Genomic DNA, 19,986 nt, shown 5'->3' with positions numbered 1-19,986 from the left:
GACGTCGTTACGCGGCGGCGCCAATCTGGGCCATGTCGATGACGAAGCGATAACGGACGTCGGACTTCTCCATCCGGACATAGGCCTCGTTGATCTGATGCGGGGCGATGGTCTCGATGTCGCAGACGATGCCGTGCTCGGCGCAGAAGTCGAGCATCTCCTGGGTCTCGCGGATGCCGCCGATCAGGCTGCCGGCGACGCTGCGCCGACGCCACAGCAACGGCATGGCGAAGACTGGCAGGCCCTCGGTCGTCAGGCCCAGCATGACCATGGTCCCGTCGCGCGCCAGCAGGTTCAGGTGGCTGGCGATCTCGTGCGTGGCCGAGACGGTGTTGATGATCAGGTCGAACTTCTCGGCCGCCGCCTTCATCGCGGCCTTGTCCGAGTTGATCAGGAAATGTTTGGCGCCCATGCGCTCGGCGTCGGCCTTCTTGCGGTCCGAGGTCGACAGGACGCTGACTTCCGCCCCCATGGCCACGGCCAGCTTGACCGCCATGTGGCCCAGGCCGCCCAGGCCCACGACAGCGACCTTGGATCCCGGACCCACCTTCCAGTGACGCAGGGGGCTGTAGGTGGTGATGCCGGCGCACAGCAGAGGGGCGGCCGCATCCAGCGGCAGGCTGTCGGGGATGGACAGGACATAGTTCTGATCCACCGTGATCCGGTCGGAGTAGCCGCCCTGGGTGACCGACTGGCCGACCTCGGCGCCCTTGGGATCCGGCGAGCCGTAGGTCTGGGTCATGCCGGGGACGCAGTACTGCTCCTCGCCGGCCTGACAGGAGACGCAGGTGCGGCAGCTGTCGACCATGCAGCCGACGCCGACGCGATCGCCTTCCTTGAAGCGGGTCACATTGGCGCCGACAGCGGTGACCACGCCCGCGATCTCGTGGCCGGGCACGATGGGGTAGCGGGTGCCACCCAGGTCGTTGTGCACGATGTGGAGATCGGAATGGCAGACGCCGCAATACTTGATCTCTATGGCCACGTCGTCCGGGCCGGGATCGCGGCGCTGGAAGCTGTAGGGGCTCAGCGGCTGGTCAGCGGCGGTGGCGGCGAAGGCGCGCGTGGCGATCGGCATGGGACATCCTCAAGCTTGGCGGGAAGGCGCGCCGCAGATGGGACGCGCCCCGCGTCGTCGCAAGACGACCCGGCCGCTATTTCAGCTTCGCGATCAGCGCTTGGGCGGCCGCCGGGTTCCGCACCTTGGCCCCGGAAATGAAGTAGGCGAAGATGTCGCCGCGCTTGGCCCAAGCACGGGTCTGGGCTGCGACGGCGTCCAGCTCGTCGGACGTCATGCCCGTGGGCTCGTCCTCGCGGCTGGACATCAGACGGGCGTAGCTGAAGTCGGCGGTGGCCTCGTCTATCTGGGGCCAGGTCGGCTCCTCGTCGTCGACGGCGTAGACGATGGCCGCGCCGTACTTGCGGGCCAGGTCGTAGAATTCCTGACAGGCGAAGGTCGGATTGCGGACCTCGAGCGCGTGGCGCAGGCGCACGCCGTCCTTCTCCTTCGGCAGCAGTTTCAGAAAGCCCTCGAAGTCCTCGGCGTCGAACTTCTTGGTGCCCATGAACTGCCAGTTGATCGGCCCCAGCTTGTCGCCCAGCAGGGTCAGGCCCTGCGACAGGAAGCGGTCGAAGCTCTCGCCGCCCTCGGACAGGACCTTGCGATTGGTGCAGTAGCGGCTGGCCTTGACCGCAAAGACGAAGTCATCGGGGGTTTCGTCGCGCCACTTCATCCAGCTGTCGGGCTTGAAGGTGGAGTAATAGGTGCCGTTGATTTCGATGCTGGTCAGCGCCCGGCTGGCGAACTCCAGCTCGCGCTTCTGCGTCAGGCCCTCGGGGTAGAAGACGCCGCGCCATGGCTCGAAGGTCCAGCCGCCGACGCCGATATGGATGGAACCCGTCATGACCGCCTCCGTGAATGCCTCGAAACTTCATGCACCCGGGGCGGGGCGAGGGGCAACCGCCGTCTACCCGGGCGAAAGGGTTCTGGAGGCCGGGCACCGATGACGAACGAACGGCTCGTCCGTTTCGTCGACATAGGTGAGCGACCGGCCGTCGTCGGACAGCGTGAACCTGTACTCCGTTATCGAGGTCTCCTCTGCGTCGCTGACATCGGCCACGATCAGAAGCTCGTTCGGGCCGTTGAGGGCGGCGCTCCTGATGTCGCCGGCGCTTTCGTAGAAGTCGATCCGTGTGGCGGTGATCACGATCAGGGAATCGTTATTGGCGGTTCCGCAGTCGGCGAGGACCTTGTTCCATTCGCCATGAAACCGCGCCGGCGCCGTCTGCTCGTTGGGCAGTTGCATGGCCAGGGCGATGACCGGGATCAGGGCGGCGAGGATCTTCATGGGTCTCGGTATCTCAGGCTTGTGACGGGACCAGCATCGCCAGGGCGGCCAGCAGGTCGCAGGCGGTGACGGGCTTGGCCAGGTGCAGGTCGGCGCCGGCGGCGCGGGCGTCCTCGCGGTGCTCGGCCATGGCGTTGGCGCTCAGCATCAGGATCGGCGTGCGCGCGAGGGCGGGGCGCGCCTGTTCGATGGCGCGCAGGGCGCGGGTGGCGGTCAGCCCATCCATGCCCGGCATCTGCATGTCCATCAGCACCACGTCGAACGACTGGGCCTTGAAAGCCGCGACCGCCTGGTCGCCGTCGTCCACGGTGACGAGTTCGGAGACATGGTCTCCCAGGATCAGCTGGACCACGCGCTGATTGACCGGGTGGTCCTCGGCCAGCAGGACGCGCAGCCGGCGTGATGGGGCGGGACCGGCGGCCTGTCCGAGACCGTCGCGCGCGTCGGGCGGGCTTTCGGTGCGCGGCAGGGGCAGTTCGACGCGGAAGCGGCTGCCCACGCCAGGTGTGGAGGCGCCGGTGATGCGTCCGCCCATCATCTCGGTCAGCGAGCGACAGATCGACAGACCCAGGCCCGTGCCGCCGAAGCGACGGGTGATGCTGCTGTCGGCCTGGCTGAAGCGCTGGAACAGGCGTGCGGCGTGGTCGGCGTCGAAACCGACGCCCGTATCCTCGATTTCGAACGACAGCAGGGTGGGGGCGCAATCCTCCTCGCTCAGGGCGAAGCGGACGGAGACAGCGCCTTGGGCGGTGAACTTGACGGCGTTGGACAGGAGGTTGCCCAGGATCTGTCCGATGCGGACGCTGTCGCCGACGAAGGCGCCGCGCACGTGGGCGGGCCGCTCGACGTGGAATGCCAGGCCCTTGTCCTCGGCGCGGATTCGCAGGGTTTCGAGCGTCGCGCTCAGCGCCTCGTCCAGATCGAAGGGGCGCAACTCCAGCTCCAGCCGGCCGGCCTCGATGCGCGAAACGTCCAGCATGTCCGAGACCAGTCGCTCCAGCGTGACGCCGGAGTTGGCGATCAGCCCCACCATCTCGGCCTGCTCGGGCGACAACTGGGTGCGGGACAGGGCGTCGACGATGCCGATGACGCCATTCAGCGGAGTGCGGATTTCGTGGCTCATATTGGCCAGGAACTCAGACTTGGCGCGGTTGGCGGCCTCGGCCGCCGCCGTGGCGTCGACCAGGGCGCGTTCCGCCGCGATCTTGGCGGTGACGTCGCGGGCCACGGCGTAGATCCGATCACCAAATCTCTGGGCGCGCCACTCCAGGGTGACGTAGTGACCGTCGCGGTGGCGGTAGCGATTGACGTGGCCCAGGACCGGCGCGTCGGGGCCGCGCGTTTCGACCTCGACGACGCTGTCGCGCGTGGCGGGCAGGTCTTCGGGGTGGACCAGGGTCAGGATGGCCAAGCCGATCAGATCGTCGGGATCGTAGCCGAGGGTCGCGGCCCAGGAGGCGCTGACCCGCACGATGATCCCCGCCAGATCGCGGATGACCAGCAGGTCCAGCGAGACGTCGAAAAAGGTCGCCAGATCAGCCGCCGTGTCGCGCACCAACTGCGGCTGTCCCGTCTTGGCAGGGGCGGCGGCAGAGGCGGAGGTCATGAGCGATCCTTGTGAACGGATACCCCGTCTCTAGGGCGTTCCGGTTAAGGTCGCATTGCCGGCCCGTGACGTTGGGTTGACCCCTAGTAGGCGAAGTCGCGGTAGATGCGGCTGACGTCGCCCTGCCAGTCGCCGTGATACAGCTCCAGCAAGCGGTCGGCCGGGGTCACGCCGCTGTCGGCGATGTCTTCCAGTTCGGACAGATAGCCGCGCTCGTCGACCATGCCGCCGCTGAAGCGGGCGCGGTTCTTCAGGCCGTGCTTGGCGATCTCGACCAGATCGACGGCGATGTCGCGCACGCTGCGGCCCGCCACCTCGGCCTTCAGGCCCAGACGGGTTACGTCGCGGCGCAAGCGCTCGTGGTCGGCGATGTCCCAGTCCTTGCACAGGTCCCAGGCGGCGGCCAGCGACGGCGCATCATAGAGAATGCCGGCCCACAGGGCGGGCAGGGCGCAGATGCGGCTCCACGGTCCGCCGTCAGCGCCGCGCATTTCCAGATATTGCTTCAGGCGGACTTCGGGGAAGAGGGTGGTCAGGTGGTCGGCCCAGTCCTTGGCCGTGGCGCGCTCGCCGGGCAGGGCGTCCAGACCCTCGGTCATGAACTTGCGGAACGACTGGCCCGACAGGTCGACGTAGGTCTCGCCGCGCTTGGCGAAATACATGGGGGTGTCGAGCGCATAGTCGGCGTAGCGCTCGTAGCCGAAGCCGTCGGCGAAGACGAAGTCCAGCATGCCGGTGCGGTCGGGATCGGTGTCGGTCCAGACGTTGGCGCGCGCCGACAGGAAGCCGTTGGGCTTGCCCTCGGTGAAGGGCGAACAGGCGAACAGGGCCGTGGCGATGGGCTGAAGCGCCAGCGAGGTGCGGAATTTCATGATCATGTCGGCTTCTGAGTCGAAGTCGAGATTGGCCTGGATGGTGCAGGTGCGCAGCATCATGTCGAGGCCCAGAGAACCCTTTTTCGGCATATAGGCGCGCATGATGCCGTAGCGGCCCTTGGGCATGACCGGCACGTCCTCGCGCCGCCACAGGGGGTCGAAGCCGGCGCCGAGGAAGCCGAGGTTCAGCTGGTCCGCAACCTGCTTGACCTCCATCAGGTGCTGGCCGGTTTCCGAACAGATGTCGTGGATGGTCTGCAAAGGCGCGCCCGACAGCTCGAACTGACCGCCCGGCTCCAGGCTGATCGAGGCGGTGAAGCCTTCGGCGTTCTTGCGTTCGAGGGCGATGACGTGGCCGGCCTCTTCCACCGGCGACCAGCCGAAGCGTTGCAGCCCGGTCAGCATGGCCAGGATGCCGTTCTCGCCGTCGTAGGCGGGGCGGCGCAGGCTGGACTTGTCGAAGCCGAACTTCTCGTGCTCAGCGCCGATGCGCCACTGGTCGGCGGGCTTCTCGCCCTTCGACATGGCGTGGATCAGTTGCTCTCTGGAAAGCGGCGCCGTGTCGGTCATCTGTAACCCCTGCTGTCGCGGCTAGATGGGCGAGGCCACGGCCCCGCTCAAGAGGGTAGGCGCAAAACTTCTATCGGTCCCAGTCGCCGATGGCCGCCTGCCACAGGGTCAGGGCGGCGATGGCGGCGGTGTCGGCGCGCAGGATCCGCGGACCCAGGGAGACCGCGGTGGTGAAGGGCAGGCCGCGCAGCCGCTCGCCTTCCTCGGGCGAGAAACCGCCCTCGGGACCGATCAGGATGGCCCACTTGCCCCCGCCCGCAGCGGTCAGGGCCGAGACGGCCGGCGAGCCGCCGGTCTCGTCGCAGAACATCAGGCGGCGCGAGGCGTCCCAGCCGTCCAGGAGGGCGTCCAGCTTGATCGGATCATCGACCAGGGGCACGTCCAGCCGCCCGGTCTGCTCGGCGGCCTCCTCGGCGATGGCGTCCAGCCGGTCGAGACGCAGGCGGTCGGCGTTGGTGCGATGGGTCAGGGCCAGACGCACGCGGCCGGCCCCCAGTTCCGTGGCCTTCTCGACGATGGTTTCGATCCGCGCCTTCTTCACCACGGCGACGATCAGCTCTAGATCGGGGCCGTGGGTCTGCGCGCGCACTTGTTCCTCGGCGCGCAGGATGACGCCCTTCTTCAGCACCTCGGCGACGCTGGCGCGCCATTCGCCGTGACGGCCGTTGAAGACCAGCAGGTCGTCGCCTGCCTTCAGCCGCATCACCTGGGTCAGATAGCGCGACTGGTCGAGGGTCGGAGCGACGGCGAGGCCGGGGGCGAGGTCGCCCTGAACGTGCAAACGGATCATGGGGGCGGTTTAGGCGGATGGCGGGCCGCCGTCACCCTCGCCCTTGCCCTTGGCGGACGTCTCGGCCACGCTCAAAGCGCCGAACGTGAAGGTGAAGAGATGCTGCGCAACTTTGAACGCCGGGTTGGCCCCATTGCGGCCGTCGTGGCGGCGACAATTATTGCGGTGGGAAGCTATGCGCAGTTTGCGCTTCCCTATTACAGCGGGGGACCGGCGGGGTGCCACTTCAGCGATGCCCTGATTGTCTTCATTTCGTGTGACGCCAGCGTGCCCGGCCTTGTTGAAGGCATTCTGGAATGGAGCTGGTATCTGACTTGGGGGTGGTTCTGGCTCGCGGCCTTCTTTGTCCCCTTCGTGCCACTGTTCGGCCTCCCCGCGCTGGGGCTATGGATCGTCACGATTGTCTTTGCGATCCGTTGGGTCTGGCGACAGCGCCCGTGGAGAGCCCGCGATTAAGTCTGCGCAGGCCCTGTCGCTAAGCGTTTTACAGCGTCCGCGCGATCAGCAGCTTCATGATCTCGTTGGTGCCGCCGTAGATGCGTTGGACGCGGGCGTCCTTGTAGAGCTGGGCGATCGGATACTCGTTCATGTAGCCGTAGCCGCCGAAGAGCTGCAGCATCTCGTCGATGGTCTCGCCCTGGATGTCGGTGACCCAGTATTTGGCCATCGAGGCCGTGGCGGCGTCCAGCTGGCCCTTCAGGTGCAGGCCGATGCAGTGGTCGACGAAGACCTTGGCCACGGTCAGTTTCGTTTTGACCTCGGCCAGCTTGAACTGGGTGTTCTGGAAGTCGATCACCCGCTTGCCGAAGGCCTTGCGCTGCTTGACGTAGTCCAGCGTCGCCTCCAGCCCGCGCTCGGCGGCGGCCACGCCCTGGACGGCGATGTTCAGGCGTTCCTGCGGCAACTGCTGCATCAGCTGGACGAAGCCCTGACCCTCGCCGCCGCCGATGGCGTTGTCCAGCGGGACTTTCACGTCATTGAAGAAGAGCTCGGAGGTGTCGTTGGCCTCCATGCCGATCTTGTGCAGGTTGCGGCCGCGCTCGAAGCCCTCGGCGCCGTCGGTCTCGACCACGATCAACGACGTGCCCTTGGCACCTTCGGCCGGGTCGGTCTTGGCGACGACGATGATGAAGTTGGCCAGCTGGCCGTTGGTGATGAAGGTCTTGGAGCCGTTCAGGACATAGTGGTCGCCGGATTTGACGGCGGTGGTCTTGATCCCTTGCAGGTCCGAGCCCGCCCCTGGCTCGGTCATGGCGATGGCGCCGACCAGTTCGCCAGACGCCAGGCGCGGCAGCCAGCGCGCCTTCTGCTCGGCCGTGCCGTAGTGCCAGATATAGGGCATGACGATGGCGTTGTGCAGCGAGATGCCGAAGTGGTCCGCGCCCTTCCAGCCCAGCTGACGCATCAGCACCACCTCGTGGCGATAGTCGCCGCCGAAGCCGCCGTCTTCCTCGGGCAGGCTGAGGCCCAGCAGACCAGCGTCGCCCGCGTCGTTCCACAACTGGCGCGGCACCGAGGAGTTGGCGATCCATTGCTGGAATTTCTCGGGCGGGGCGTGCTCGTCGATCCATTTGCCGACGCTGTCGGAGAAGAGGGTGATCTCCTCGTCCTGCATGAAGTCGGGTTCGGGCGTGTTGAGCACGTTCATGGTCGCGTTTCCTGTTGGCGCGGCTCGGACTCTGACGGTCGTCTGGGCGCGGTCGATAGAGAAGGGGCCTCCCTCGCGTTCGCGAGAGAGGCCCCGATGGTCAGCGCCGGATCAGAAGGCCTCGGCGGGCATCTGCATCAGCACCTCGGCGCCGGTCTTCATCTTGGTCAGATGAGCGCTCGCGTCGGGCAGGATGCGCTCGACGAAGTAGCGGCCGGTCTGCAGCTTGGTCACATAGTAGGGATCGGCGTCGCCGGCGGCGATTTTCGCCTGCGCCGACTTGGCCATCTGCGCCCACATATAGGCCAGGGCCGTCAGGCCGAAGATGTGCAGGTAGTCGGTCGAGGCGGCGCCGGCGTTGTCCGGGTTGGCCATGCCGTTCTGCATCAGCCACATGGTGCCGTCCTGCAGCTTCTTCTTGGTGTCGGCCAGACCGTCGACGAAGGGCTTGATGGCCTCGTCGTCGCCGTTCTCGGACACGAAGGCGTCGATATCGGCGAACCAGCTCATGATGGCGCGACCGCCGTTGGACGGCAGCTTGCGGCCCACCAAATCCAGGGCCTGAATGCCGTTGGTGCCCTCATAGATCATGGTGATGCGTGCATCGCGCAGATACTGAGAGGCGGGGAAGTGCTCGGTGTAGCCCGAGCCGCCGTGGACCTGCATGGCCAGCGAGGCGACGTGGAAGCCCTTGTCGGTCAGATAGGCTTTCAGCACGGGCGTGATCAGGCCCATGTAGTCCTTGGCCTTGGTCGCCGTGGCCTCGTCCGAGGACTTCTGCAGGTCGGCCTGCAGGGCGGTCCACAGGATGAAGGCGCGACCGCCTTCGACGAAGGCCTTGGATTCCAGCAGCATCCGGCGCACGTCGGGGTGGACCATGATGGGGTCGGCCGGGCCGTCCGGGTTCTTGGCGCCGGTCAGGGCGCGGCCCTGCAGGCGGTCGTTGGCGAACTCGACGGCGGCCTGATAGGCGGCGTCGCCGATGGCCAGGCCTTGCAGGCCGGTGCCGAGGCGGGCCTCGTTCATGACCACGAACATGTTGTTCATGCCGCGGCCTTCTTCGCCGATCAGCCAGCCCTTGGCGTTCTCATAGGCCATGACGCAGGTGGCGTTGCCGTGGATGCCCATCTTGTGCTCGAGACCGGCGCACGAGACGCCGTTGCGCTCGCCGATGGAGCGGTCCTCGTTGACCAGGAATTTCGGCACCACGAAGAGGCTCAGGCCCTTGATGCCCGGAACCGCGCCTTCGACGCGGGCCAGCACCGTGTGGATGATGTTGTCGGCGAAGTCGTGCTCGCCGGCCGAGATCCAGATCTTCTGGCCGGTGATGGAATAGGAGCCGTCGCCGTTGGGCACGGCCTTGGTGCGGACCATGCCCAGGTCGGTGCCGCACTGCGGCTCGGTCAGGTTCATGGTGCCGGTCCATTCACCGGTCGCCATCTTGGGCAGATAGGTCTGCTTCAGCTCGTCCGAGGCCGAGGCTTCGATGCCGTGATAGGCGCCCGCCGTCAGGCCCGGATACATGGAGAAGGCCGCCGAGGCCGCCGCCGTGAACTGACCCACCGCCATCGACACGATCGAGGGCAGGCCCTGGCCGCCGTATTCCGTGCCGAAGGCCAGGCTGGTCCAGCCGGCCTCGACCATCTGGTGATAGGCGTCCTTCCAGCCCTTGGGCGTCGTCACGACGTCGCCGTCGATATGGCAGCCTTCCTGGTCGCCCGGACGATTAATCGGGGCGATGACCTCTTCAGCGAACTTGCCGCCTTCCTCGATGATCTGGTCGATCAGGTCGCGCGACAGGTCGGCGTCGGCGAAGTGGTTGGCGTAACGTTCGACCTCCAGGACGTCGTGAAGGACGAAGGACAGGTCGCGGACAGGCGCCTTGTAGGCCATGATCAGGCTCTCGCTTTGAAGGGCTGGAATTGGTTGTCGGGGTTGAGCCGTTCGCTCAGCAGGCTGGCGTATTTGTCCGCCCCCGGCAGAAGGTCGGGGCGGTGTTCGCCCAGTTTGGACTCCATCCAAGCGCAGGCTTCTTCCGCCGTCTGGATGGCGCCCTCGATGTCTTCGAGCTGCTGCTTCAGCGCCTCGACCTGGGCGCGGTGACGACGCAGGGCCACGGCCATCTGATGGACGTTGTGATCCTTGCGGTCATACAGATCCAGCATCTCCTGGATTTCCTGCAGGGTGAAGCCGATGCGGCGCCCCCGAAGGATCAGCTTCAGGCGGGCGCGGTCGCGGCTGTCATAGACCCGCGTCTGGCCCTTTCGGGCCGGGGTCAGAAGGCCCTTGTCCTCATAGAAGCGCAGGGCGCGCGCGGTCGCGCCGAACTCGCGGCACAGGTGCCGGATGGAATAGGTGCGGTGATCATCAGCGGTCGCCATGCGCCACACATAACTTGACGCGGACGTAAAGGGAAGCTTCTCGCTCGCCCCTTCGACAAGTTGTGAACGGCAGGGCCTGAACGCAAATCGGCCGCGGCGAGCTTGCGCCCGCCGCGGCCGATCCGGGGAGGAGTTTGTCAGGCGATCAGTGGCGGCGGAACCAGAAGACCGGCGCCGTGATGGCGATCAGGAAGAGGTTGGTCAGGGCCAGACCGATGTTCAGTTCCGTGGCGTGCAGGATCAGCATGATGCTCTGCAAGGCCAGCAGGCCGACGCTGGCGGTAAGCAGCAGGGGGCGACCGAAGCGCCACGACACCAGCGGCGCCAGCATCATCACCGCGAGGACGACCTCGACCACGCCCAGACCGCGCACGAAGTTGGCGCTGGCCATGGCGGGCCAGTGCATCAGCACGGTCAGGTTCTCCATCGACTCCGTCAACTTGGCGTAGCCGGCCGCGATGAAGAACATCGCGATCCACCCCTGGAAGGTCCACAGGGTCAGGTTCAGGTAGTCGGATTTTGCACGGGCGCTGGGCGTCAAGGTCGTCGAGGTCATGGCCGAAACCGTTGGGGTTGAATTGGTAACAGTCGCTAGATCAGATTGCGGAGCGCGAACGTCAAGGAAGTGTAACAATCTGTGAACTGGGTGGGCGGAACCTGCGGCGGGCACGTGGCGAAAACCACAATTCCTCGTAACCCGACGCCGTTGGATTATCGTCTAGGCCTCCAAATGGGGCCTGTCAACGCGTGATGACATCAGTTGATGACTTAAAGGCGCCAGGCGCTCCGGGCGGCGTCCAGACGCGCCAGCTTGGCGTGCAGCGGGCGCCAGTCGTCGCCCTGCTCGATGGCCGACCACAGGGTCTCGACCTCGTCGATCAGCATCTCCTCGGGCGCCTCGGCCGAGAACATCGGATGCTCCAGCCGTTCGGGACGATCCGGCTCGTGTTCCAGCAGGGCGAAGCGGAAGGCGTCGAAGGCCTCGCCCTGATAGATCTTGCCGCGCGCTCCGCCCAGGGCGCGCGCGCCGGAGCTGAAGCCGCCGAACCAGTCGAAGAAGAGCGGCTCCCAGCGCAGGGCCTCGCCCTTGTCGCGCAGCAGGGCGAGGGTGGCGTCCAGCAGGCGCTGCTCCGCGGCCTCGCTCAGGCTCAGCACGCCCAGCCGGTTGAGGAAGGCGGCGCGGAGGTGGCGGATGTAGGCGGGCCCGAAGCTGTTGAGCGCCTCGGTCAGGGCGGCGACCTGCGGTTCCGTGTCCGCGATCAGCTTCAGGCAGCCGGCGAGCTGGGTCAGGTTCCAGAACACGGCTTCAGGCTGACGCGCGAAGGCGTAGAGGCCGGAGTTGTCGAAGTAGGCGGCGGTGAAGCCGGGCTCGTAGTGGGGCAGAAAACGCCACGGACCGTAGTCGAAGCTCTCGCCCGTCACGTTCAGATTGTCGGTGTTGAGCACGCCGTGGACGAAGCCGGCGGAAATCCATTTCGCCGTCAGCTGCGCCGAGCGTTCGACCACGGCGCCGAGGAAGCCGGGCGCGTCGCCGGGCGCGACCGTCGGGTGATAGAGGCTGCGGGCGTGCTCCAGCAGGGTCTCGAGCTGATCTTTGCGACCGTAGTAGGCGGCGCGCTGGAAGGTCCCGAAACGCACGTGGCTGTGCGACAGCCGCACCATGACGGCCGATCGGGTGGGCGAGGGCTCGTCGTGGCGCTCCAGCGCCTCGCCGGTCTCGACCAGCGACAGGATGCGGCAGGTCGGCACGCCCAGACTTTCCAGCATGGCGGCGGCCAGGACCTCGCGCACGCCGCCCTTCAGCGTCAGCCGACCGTCGGCATGGCGTGACCACGGCGTCTGGCCGGAACCCTTGGTTCCCAGGTCGAGAAGGCGGCCATTCTTGTTTTCCCTACCGCCTCCCTCGCGGAGGGAGGCTGCTTGAGGGAGTTCTCGCAGCTGCGCCGCCAGAAAGCCGCGCCCGTCGCCGATATCGGGATTGTAGGTGCGGAACTGATGGCCGTGATAGCGCATGGCGATCGGCCCCGGCTGGCCCGGCAAAGGCTGAAAGCGGCCGAAGTGGGCCAGCCACTCCTCGTCGGTCAGCGTCTCCAGCCCGACCGTCTTCGCTGCGCGATCATTGCGAACGCGCAGGAGGGTCTGGGGAAAGTCAGCCGCCTGCACCGGATCGCCGAACTCGGGGCCGAGGTCGATGAAGCGTGGGTCGGGGTGATAGGCGGGCGCGACGGGCATGGGCGGCAGATGCGCGTTCGCACCGCGTTTCGCAACCGCGAAGGCAGGGTTGAACCCCGTGCCCGCTCTGGTATTTTCACCAGCAGAGATCAGGTCCCGTTCCACGCCGTGCGCGCCGGGGCCAGGCTGGCGCTCCATGAGAGTGAATCCGGTCAGGCGTCCGTCGATAACCTGACGCCACGACAGTCCTTTTGATTTCGGAGACCGCCGTGGCCAAGAAGCTTACGCTCGATTTTCTCAAGACCGAGGCCGGCTCGGGCGCCGTCCTGGGCCTCGCGGCCCTGGCCGCCCTGATCGTCGCCAACTCGCCCTGGGCCGGCGACTATTTCGCCTGGCTGAAGAGCGTGCACGTGCTTCAGGTCGGCCCTCTTCGGCTGGAAGAGACGATTTCGAACTGGATCAAGGAAGGCCTGATGGCGGTCTTCTTCCTCGTCGTCGGCCTGGAGATCAAATACGAGGTTCTGAAGGGCGAGCTCAGCAATCCCAGGAAGCTGGCCCTGCCGATCATCGCCGCCATGGGCGGGATGGCGGTCCCCGGCGTCGTCTATCTGATCGTCGCGCATCTGCTGGGCGGGCCGGCTCAGGGCTGGCCCATCCCGCTGGCCACCGACATCGCCTTCGCCCTGGCCGTCTTTGCGGTGGTAGGCAAGGGCCTGCCGTCGTCGCTGAGGGTCTTCCTGCTGACCCTGGCGATCGTCGACGATCTGGGGGCGATCGCCCTGATCGCGGTCCTGTTCAGTCAGGGCGTGCAGTGGCTGCCGCTCCTGGGCGTGGCCGGGGTTCTGGCCGCCTTCGCCCTGCTGGGTCGCCGTCGCATGGCCGGGCCCTTCTGGGTGCTGGGCTTCGGCGCGGTCTGGTATCTGACCGTCCTTTCGGGTCTGTCCACCTCGCTGACGGCGGTCGCCTTCGCGATGATCGTGCCGGTCGAGCCACGGCCGGAGACCTCGCAAAGCCCGTTGAAGGAGGCGATGCACGACCTCCACCCCTATGTCGCCTATCTGGTCCTGCCGTTGTTCGCCTTCGCCAAGGCGGGCGTGTCGTTTGCCGGTCTGTCGCTGGAGCAGGCCTTCGCGCCCCTGGTCATCGCCATCGCCCTCGGTCTGTTCATCGGCAAGCAGATCGGCGTTTTCGGCGCGGCCTGGCTTGCCGCCAGACTGGGTATCGGCGCCAAGCCGTCGGGCGCCAGCTGGTTGCAGCTCTATGGCGTCAGCCTGCTGTGCGGGATCGGCTTCACCATGAGCCTGTTCATTGGCGTCCTGGCCTTCCCTGGGGCCGTCGATTCCGCCGAACAGATCGAGGTCAAGTTGGGCGTGATTGGTGGATCTCTACTGTCTGGCTTCGCGGCCGCCGTGATTCTGAGCCTCGCGGCGCGACGTCAGCAGCAAAGAGAAGAGGCGTCATCTGCCTCAATGTAGAAGTGAACGTTGATAATATTGACCTTGCGTCATCGAATTTTGTCGCTTTCACGCCACATATAGAGCGGCGTTGGCTGAAATCGCCGTTCGCCGCTTGGCCGGTTCTTGTCGCTGTCCCCACCCTGGCTTACGCCTATCAATGGAGAATTCACGCCGTTCAACGAGTGTGGATCGACAGGGACAGGAATCGCCACGGTCGCCGCGGGCGGCCGGGCCTCAGAGCCGGGGAGCCGCTTCATGCGTTTCAATAACATCCTTCGCTGCACTGCGTCGGCCGCCGTTGTCGGCGCCGTCGCCTTCGGCTTCGCCGGGGCCGCCTCCGCCCAGGAGGGACCGACGACGATCGACGACATCATCGTCACCGCCCAGAAGCGCGAGCAGAACCTGCAGGACGTGCCGATCGTGGTCACGACCCTGTCGCAGGAAGCGCTGAACGGCGCGGGCGTCCGCGACATCAAGGATCTGCAGATCCTGACGCCGGGCATGACCGTCACCTCGACCCAGTCGGAAGCCTCGACCACGGCGCGTATCCGCGGCGTCGGCACCGTCGGCGACAACCCCGGCCTGGAAAGCTCGGTCGGCGTGGTCATCGACGGCGTCTATCGCTCGCGCAACGGCGTCGGCTTCGGCGACCTGGGCGAACTGAGCCGCATCGAGGTCCTGAAGGGGCCGCAGGGTACGCTGTTCGGCAAGAACACCTCGGCTGGCGTCATCAACATCATCTCCGAGGCGCCGTCCTTCACGCCGGGCTTCAACGCCGAGGCCACCTACGGCAACTTCAACGCCTGGGGTCTGGCCGGCTCGGTCACGGGGCCGATCACGGACCAGATCGCGGGCCGTCTCTACGTCGCCAAACGCGAGCGCGACGGCTTCTATGACGTGATCACCGGCGCCGGTCCGCGTACGGAAACGGACGACCAGAACCAGAACTTCTGGACCGCGCGCGGCCAGCTGCTGATCCTGCCCTCGGACGAGGTCTCGATCCGTCTGATCGCCGACTACTCCAAGCGCGACGAGTATTGCTGCGTCTCGACCCAGATCCGCACCGGCCCGACCTATGGCGCCATCACCGCCGTCGGCGGCCAGCAACAGCCGCCGGCGCCCGGCTTCGGGCCTTTGCCGTTCTCGCGCACGGCCTACGCCAACCGCAGCACGGCGCAGCAGATGGAGGATATGGGCTTCTCCGCCGAGGCCAATATCGACATTCCCTCGTGGAACGCCACCCTGACCTCGATCAGTTCCTGGCGGAACTGGGAGGGGATCAACGGCATGGATCTCGACTACACGACGGCCGATCTTCTTTACCGCAAGGATGACGGCAACTACGGCTTCGAGCTGGAGAACCTGACCCAGGAATTCCGTCTGGCCGGCTCAAATGATCGTCTGGACTGGCTGGTCGGCGCCTTCTTCACCAAGGAGGACATCAGCCGGGCCGACAGCTACTGGTACGGGGCCGCCTACACGCCCTTCCTGTCGTTGCTGCTGTCGTCGCAACTGAACGCAGCTAATCCGGCCCTGCCGGTCAGCCCCAACGACATCGGCTGTTTCAGCCGGCCTGGCCAGACGGCCGCCGGTCTGGGCGGCTGCCTCGCGACGGGCGGGATGGCTCCCTCGGGGCCGACGGCTGCGACCGGCCCGGGCTTCGGAGTCGGCGAGGGCGTGCGCGATCACTACAGCCAGAGCACCGAGTCCTTCGCCTTCTTCACCAATAATACGGTGCACCTGACCGACCAGTTCGATCTGACGCTGGGTCTGCGTTACACGCAGGACCACAAGCGCCTGCTGGGCGTCCAGGACAATGTGGGAACGAACGGCGCCGCCTGCGGCGGCGCCCTGGCCAACGCCGCCGCCATTCAGGGCGTGTTCGGCGCAGCGATCGGTCCGCGTCTGATCGGCAATATCTGTCTGCCCTGGGCTAACCCTCTGTACGACAACCGCCGTCTCTCGGAAGAGAACACGGGCGGCGATTTCACCGGGACGATCAAGGCCAGCTATCGCTTCAACGACAGCGTCATGGCCTACGGCTCCTACGCACACGGCTACAAGTCGTTCGGCTATAACCTGGACCGGGTCCAGAACGGCATCACGCCGACGTCCTCGCTGTATTTCCCGGCGGAAACCGTCGACAGCTACGAACTGGGCCTCAAGAACACGCTGTTCAACCGCACGGTCCTGTTGAACCTCACCTACTTCAATCAGAAGTTCGAGGACTTCCAGCTCAACACCTTCCTGGGCACGGCCTTCGTGGTCGAATCCATTCCCGAGCTGAAGTCGCAGGGCTTCGACGCCGACTTCGTCTGGTTCACCCCGATCGAGGGACTGTCGTTCACCAGCGGCCTGACCTACACCGACACCAAGTATGGCGTGTTCACCGCCGCAGACATGACCAACCCCGGGAACTTCCCGCAGCTGTCGTTGCTGCCGGGAGCGCGAGCGTCCTTCGCGCCGGAATGGTCCGCGACAGGATCGGTTTCGTTCGACCGTTCCATCGGCGCTGGCCTGAAGGTGGGCTTCAACCTCTCCGCCAAATACTCGACGGAATACAACACTGGCTCTGATCTGCTTCCCTACAAGATGCAGGACGCTTTCACCCTGCTGAACGGCCGCATCACTCTGGGCTCGGATGACGACCGCTGGAGCCTCGACGTGTGGGCGCAGAACCTGACCGATGAGGAGTACAAGCAGGTGGCCATCAACGCCCCGCTGCAAGGCTCCGCCTTCCAGACGACGCTCCAGCCGAACGGCACCTACTTCAACCCGGCGTTGGACACCCAGACCTACAACGCCTTCATGGGGCAGCCCCGCACCTACGGCGCTACCCTGCGCGTCAAATACTGATCGACCTTCGCCCTCTGGGGCGAAGTGAGAAGGCGGCCCGGAGCAATCCGGGCCGCCTTTTTCTTTGGCCTCTGTACGAGCTTCGAGGCAGTCGCGCGTGCGGCCACGAAAAAGCCCCCGGAGATCGCTCTCCGGGGGCCTGAGGCGGGGCTGAGCCCGTCTATTCGTAAGGTTCGTAAGGGACGGCGGCTGTGCCGGGGCGGCTGCCGTCGGCCAGCTTGCGCTGTCCGGCGAACATCCGGCCCAGCACCCGACGTCCAAAGCCGGCGATGTCGTCGACGATTGTGAAGATGGCCGGGATGTAGAGCAGCGACAGGAAGGTCGAGGAGATCAGACCGCCCAGCACGGCGATGGCCATGGGCGAGCGGAACTCGACATCGGCGCCGATGCCCATGGCGATCGGCACCATGCCGGCCCCCATGGCGAAGGTGGTCATCAGGATGGGGCGCGCCCGCTTGTGGGCGGCGTCCATGATGGCCTCGCGACGGCTGAGCCCGCCCTCCTTCTCGGCGATGATGATGTAGTCGACCAGCAGGATGGAGTTCTTGGCCGCGATCCCCATCAGCATCAGCACCCCGATCAGCGCCGACATCGAGAAGCTCTTGCCGCCGATCACCAGGCCGATGAAGGCGCCGCCGATGGCCAGGGGCAGGGCGGCCATGATGGTGACCGGGTAGGCGAAGCTTTTGAACAGCAGGGTCAGGACCGCGTACATCAGCAGGATGCCGGAGATGAAGGCGATGCCGAAGCCGACCAGCATTTCCTGGATGAACTCGGCGTCGCCGGCGGGGACCTGACGGACGCCCTCGGGCAGGTTCCCTACCGAAGGCAGGCGGTTGACCGCCTGACCGGCGGCGCCGGTGGTGATGCCGTCCAGCTCGGCCGTGATCGAGGCGATCCGCGAACGGTCCTGACGGCTGACCGTGGCCGGACCGGCGCCGAACTCGATGTCGGCCACGGCGCTGAGCGGCACCGAGGCGCCGGAGGCGGTCGGCACGCGCAGGTTCTCCAGCACGTTCAGGTCTTCACGGGCGGCTTCGGTCAGTTGCAGCCGGATCGGAATCTGGCGGTCGCCCAGGTTATACTTGGGCAGGTTCTGCTCGATGTCGCCGATGGTGGCGACGCGCACAGCCTGAGAAATCGACCCGGCCGAGACGCCCAGCAGGGCGGCTTCATCGGGGCGCGGCGTGACCAGGATTTCCGGGCGGGCGATGGCGGCCGTGTTGACCACGTTGGCCAGGCCCGGCACGCCGCGCATCTCTTCCTCCACCTTGCGGGCCGCGGCTTCCAGGGTCACGGGATCGTCGCCCAGGATGGAGAAGGTGTAGCTGGTGCCGTCGCCGGGCCCGCCGCCCTGCTGGGCGATGCCGGCCCGGATGCGGGCGCCGGGAATCTGCTTCAACTCGTCGACAAGAACGCGCTGGAAGGCCTGCTGGCTGAGCGCGCGCTCGCCCTTGGGCGTCAGGTCCGCGTAGACGTTGGCCTGGCCGACATCCTGGCCGCCGATGGCGGCATAGACGGAGGTGACCTCCGGCCGGGCGTTGAGCTTCTGGGTGACCTGCTGCACCACGGCGTCGGTCTGGCGCAGGGTCGAGCCGGGCGGCAGCTCGACCTGGAAGGCCGCGCGACCCTCGTCGCCGGGCGACATGAACTCGAACGACATCTTGGCGACGATCGAAAGACCGACAGAGCCGACCAGGAACAGGGCGCCCATGACGAACACCTTCCAGCGGTTGCCGAGGCACCAGTGCAGGGCGCGCAGGTAGCCCTTCATCCAGAAGGGATCCTTGTCCTCATGTTTGGTGTGCTTCAGCAGATAGGCCGCCATCAGCGGCGTCAGCGTCCGGGCCACGACCAGCGAGAAGAAGACGCTGATGCAGGCCGCCAGGGCGAAGGCCTTGAAGAACTGGCCGATGATGCCCGGCATGAAGCCGACGGGGGCGAAGACGGCGATGATAGTGCCGGTGGTGGCCACGACCGCGAGACCGATCTCGTCGGCGGCCTCGAAGGCGGCGTCGTAGGGCGGCTTGCCGTCGCGCATGTGGCGGACGATGTTCTCGATCTCCACGATGGCGTCGTCGACAAGGATGCCGATGGTCAGGGACAGAGCCAGCAGGGTCACGACGTTCAGCGACTGATCCATCGGCCCGAGCAGGGCGAAGGTGGGGATCAGCGACATCGGCATGGCGGTGGCCGCGATCAGTGTCGCGCGCCAGTCACGCAGGAAGATGAAGACGACGATGACCGCCAGGACGGCCCCCAGCAGCAGGGCTTCCAGCGAGGCGAGATAGCTCTCCTCGATATATTTCACGCTGGAGGTGACCTGTTCGATGGTCAGCTCCGGGTGGGCCTCGTCGATCCGGGCGACTTCCTCGCGCACCTTTTCCGCCACCTTGACCTCGCTGGCCTCGCGCGAGCGCAGGAAGTTGAAGGTGACGGCCTCTTGGCCGTTGTAGCGAGCCAGACGGCGCGGTTCGCCCCACTTGTCGACGACGGCGCCCAGGTCGCCCAGCCGTACGCTCTTGCCGTTGCCCAGCGGGATCAGGGTGGCGCGCAACTGCTCGACCGAGCCGGCGGCGCCCAGGGTGCGCACGGCCCGTTCCGATCCGGCCACGGTGACGCGACCGCCGGGCAGGTTGTTGTTGACGTTGTTCAGGGCCTGGCTGACCTCGGCGGCGGTGACGCCGTAGGCCGACAGCCGTTGTGGGTCCAACTCGACGCGAATTTCACGGTCGACGCCGCCCGAACGATTGACCTCGCCGACGCCGCCGAGCGCCAGCAGGGCGCGGCTCATCTCGTTGTCGATGAACCAGCTGATCTGTTCCGGCGTCATCGTCGGCGAGCGGACCACATAGGTGATCAGGGCGTCGCCGGTGATGTCGATGCGCTGGACCGTCGGTTCCTGCATGTCCTGGGGCAGGGAGCCGCGCACGCCGCTCATGGCGTTGCGGACGTCGTTGGTGGCGCGCTCCGTGTCCGTGCCCAGCTCGAACTCAATGGTGGTCGAGGACACGCCGTCGGTGACGTTGGAATAGATGTGGCGAACGCCCGACAGGCCCGCGATCGAATCCTCGATCACCCGCGTGACCTGGACCTCCATCTCGGCCGGGGCTGCGCCCGGACGGGCGGCGCTGACAGCGACGATGGGGAAGTCGATGTCGGGGTTGTTGTTGATCCGCATCCCCATGAAGCCGGTGATGCCGCCCAGGGTGAGCAGCACGAACAGCAGGATGATCGGAATGGGGTTCTTGATCGCCCAGGACGAGATGTTGTTCATGGCCGG

15 protein-coding genes are annotated in these 19,986 nt (G+C 66.3%); 3 read left to right on the top strand and 12 right to left on the bottom strand.

All coding sequences use genetic code 11. The annotated features are described in order from the left end of the window. Positions 1 to 7: 7 nt before the first annotated feature. The 6 genes from B4A39_RS06705 to B4A39_RS06680 form a co-directional block, all read right to left on the bottom strand. Positions 8 to 1,078: an NAD(P)-dependent alcohol dehydrogenase gene (locus B4A39_RS06705; protein ID WP_292034607.1), complete on the bottom strand. Its 1,071-nt coding sequence runs from the start codon at positions 1,076 to 1,078 to the stop codon at positions 8 to 10. A gap of 76 nt (positions 1,079 to 1,154) precedes the next feature. Further along, positions 1,155 to 1,904, bottom strand: coding sequence for a DUF72 domain-containing protein (locus tag B4A39_RS06700; RefSeq protein WP_292034604.1), 750 nt, complete (start codon positions 1,902 to 1,904; stop codon positions 1,155 to 1,157). A gap of 63 nt (positions 1,905 to 1,967) precedes the next feature. Continuing rightward, entirely contained in the window at positions 1,968 to 2,348 is a 381-nt protein-coding gene (locus B4A39_RS06695) for a hypothetical protein (RefSeq protein ID WP_292034602.1), read from the bottom strand. Between the two features lie 13 nt (positions 2,349 to 2,361). After that, on the bottom strand, positions 2,362 to 3,954 hold the full coding sequence (locus B4A39_RS06690; RefSeq protein ID WP_292034600.1) for an ATP-binding protein: 1,593 nt from the start codon (positions 3,952 to 3,954) through the stop codon (positions 2,362 to 2,364). 83 nt (positions 3,955 to 4,037) lie between these two features. Continuing rightward, positions 4,038 to 5,399 (bottom strand): glutamate--cysteine ligase, encoded by a 1,362-nt coding sequence (locus B4A39_RS06685; protein WP_292034599.1) that lies wholly within the window; start codon positions 5,397 to 5,399, stop codon positions 4,038 to 4,040. A 70-nt stretch (positions 5,400 to 5,469) separates the two neighbouring features. After that, positions 5,470 to 6,189, bottom strand: a complete 720-nt coding sequence (locus B4A39_RS06680; RefSeq protein ID WP_292034597.1) for a 16S rRNA (uracil(1498)-N(3))-methyltransferase — start codon at positions 6,187 to 6,189, stop codon at positions 5,470 to 5,472. 99 nt (positions 6,190 to 6,288) lie between these two features. On the opposite strand from B4A39_RS06680, the gene B4A39_RS06675 reads away from it, so the two are divergent. Then, positions 6,289 to 6,645: a hypothetical protein gene (locus B4A39_RS06675; protein WP_292034595.1), complete on the top strand. Its 357-nt coding sequence runs from the start codon at positions 6,289 to 6,291 to the stop codon at positions 6,643 to 6,645. A 28-nt stretch (positions 6,646 to 6,673) separates the two neighbouring features. Here the strand turns inward: B4A39_RS06675 and B4A39_RS06670 are convergent, their stop codons facing one another. The 5 genes from B4A39_RS06670 to B4A39_RS06650 form a co-directional block, all read right to left on the bottom strand. Then, positions 6,674 to 7,837, bottom strand: a complete 1,164-nt coding sequence (locus tag B4A39_RS06670) for an acyl-CoA dehydrogenase family protein (RefSeq protein WP_292034594.1) — start codon at positions 7,835 to 7,837, stop codon at positions 6,674 to 6,676. Between the two features lie 111 nt (positions 7,838 to 7,948). After that, positions 7,949 to 9,730 carry an acyl-CoA dehydrogenase C-terminal domain-containing protein gene (locus B4A39_RS06665; protein ID WP_292034593.1) on the bottom strand — a complete coding sequence of 594 codons (1,782 nt, stop codon included), beginning with the start codon at positions 9,728 to 9,730 and terminating at the stop codon, positions 7,949 to 7,951. A gap of 2 nt (positions 9,731 to 9,732) precedes the next feature. Further along, positions 9,733 to 10,218 (bottom strand): MerR family transcriptional regulator, encoded by a 486-nt coding sequence (locus tag B4A39_RS06660; RefSeq protein WP_292034592.1) that lies wholly within the window; start codon positions 10,216 to 10,218, stop codon positions 9,733 to 9,735. A 145-nt stretch (positions 10,219 to 10,363) separates the two neighbouring features. Then, the gene (locus B4A39_RS06655) at positions 10,364 to 10,774 is read right to left on the bottom strand and encodes a DoxX family protein (RefSeq protein ID WP_292034590.1); all 411 of its coding nucleotides are present in this window, start codon (positions 10,772 to 10,774) and stop codon (positions 10,364 to 10,366) included. A 212-nt stretch (positions 10,775 to 10,986) separates the two neighbouring features. Continuing rightward, positions 10,987 to 12,450 carry a protein adenylyltransferase SelO family protein gene (locus tag B4A39_RS06650; protein WP_292034587.1) on the bottom strand — a complete coding sequence of 488 codons (1,464 nt, stop codon included), beginning with the start codon at positions 12,448 to 12,450 and terminating at the stop codon, positions 10,987 to 10,989. Between the two features lie 209 nt (positions 12,451 to 12,659). Between B4A39_RS06650 and nhaA the strand changes: the two genes are divergently transcribed. Together nhaA and B4A39_RS06640 are read left to right on the top strand one after the other, a co-directional pair. Next, a complete protein-coding gene (gene nhaA, locus B4A39_RS06645) occupies positions 12,660 to 13,865 on the top strand; it encodes a Na+/H+ antiporter NhaA (RefSeq protein WP_292034585.1) in 1,206 nt (401 codons plus the stop codon). Between the two features lie 237 nt (positions 13,866 to 14,102). Next, positions 14,103 to 16,703, top strand: coding sequence for a TonB-dependent receptor (locus B4A39_RS06640; protein WP_292034583.1), 2,601 nt, complete (start codon positions 14,103 to 14,105; stop codon positions 16,701 to 16,703). Positions 16,704 to 16,863: 160 nt separating this feature from the next. Here B4A39_RS06640 and B4A39_RS06635 read toward each other — a convergent pair whose 3' ends face one another. Further along, entirely contained in the window at positions 16,864 to 19,980 is a 3,117-nt protein-coding gene (locus B4A39_RS06635; RefSeq protein ID WP_292034581.1) for an efflux RND transporter permease subunit, read from the bottom strand. Positions 19,981 to 19,986: the final 6 nt, after the last annotated feature.

The organism is Brevundimonas sp. UBA4553 (assembly GCF_002387245.1).
Taxonomy (GTDB): Bacteria; Pseudomonadota; Alphaproteobacteria; order Caulobacterales; family Caulobacteraceae; genus Brevundimonas.
This window is presented reverse-complemented; position numbering and strand designations above follow the sequence as displayed.

Bases quoted from the DNA above. Each gene is read 5' to 3' on its own strand.
- B4A39_RS06705 (WP_292034607.1), bottom strand. From the start codon at position 1,078: ATGCCGATCGCCACGCGCGCCTTCGCCGCCACCGCCGCTGACCAGCCG.
- B4A39_RS06700 (WP_292034604.1), bottom strand. From the start codon at position 1,904: ATGACGGGTTCCATCCATATCGGCGTCGGCGGCTGGACCTTCGAGCCA.
- B4A39_RS06695 (WP_292034602.1), bottom strand. From the start codon at position 2,348: ATGAAGATCCTCGCCGCCCTGATCCCGGTCATCGCCCTGGCCATGCAA.
- B4A39_RS06690 (WP_292034600.1), bottom strand. From the start codon at position 3,954: ATGACCTCCGCCTCTGCCGCCGCCCCTGCCAAGACGGGACAGCCGCAG.
- B4A39_RS06685 (WP_292034599.1), bottom strand. From the start codon at position 5,399: ATGACCGACACGGCGCCGCTTTCCAGAGAGCAACTGATCCACGCCATG.
- B4A39_RS06680 (WP_292034597.1), bottom strand. From the start codon at position 6,189: ATGATCCGTTTGCACGTTCAGGGCGACCTCGCCCCCGGCCTCGCCGTC.
- B4A39_RS06675 (WP_292034595.1), top strand. From the start codon at position 6,289: ATGCTGCGCAACTTTGAACGCCGGGTTGGCCCCATTGCGGCCGTCGTG.
- B4A39_RS06670 (WP_292034594.1), bottom strand. From the start codon at position 7,837: ATGAACGTGCTCAACACGCCCGAACCCGACTTCATGCAGGACGAGGAG.
- B4A39_RS06665 (WP_292034593.1), bottom strand. From the start codon at position 9,730: ATGGCCTACAAGGCGCCTGTCCGCGACCTGTCCTTCGTCCTTCACGAC.
- B4A39_RS06660 (WP_292034592.1), bottom strand. From the start codon at position 10,218: ATGGCGACCGCTGATGATCACCGCACCTATTCCATCCGGCACCTGTGC.
- B4A39_RS06655 (WP_292034590.1), bottom strand. From the start codon at position 10,774: ATGACCTCGACGACCTTGACGCCCAGCGCCCGTGCAAAATCCGACTAC.
- B4A39_RS06650 (WP_292034587.1), bottom strand. From the start codon at position 12,450: ATGCCCGTCGCGCCCGCCTATCACCCCGACCCACGCTTCATCGACCTC.
- B4A39_RS06640 (WP_292034583.1), top strand. From the start codon at position 14,103: ATGCGTTTCAATAACATCCTTCGCTGCACTGCGTCGGCCGCCGTTGTC.
- B4A39_RS06635 (WP_292034581.1), bottom strand. From the start codon at position 19,980: ATGAACAACATCTCGTCCTGGGCGATCAAGAACCCCATTCCGATCATC.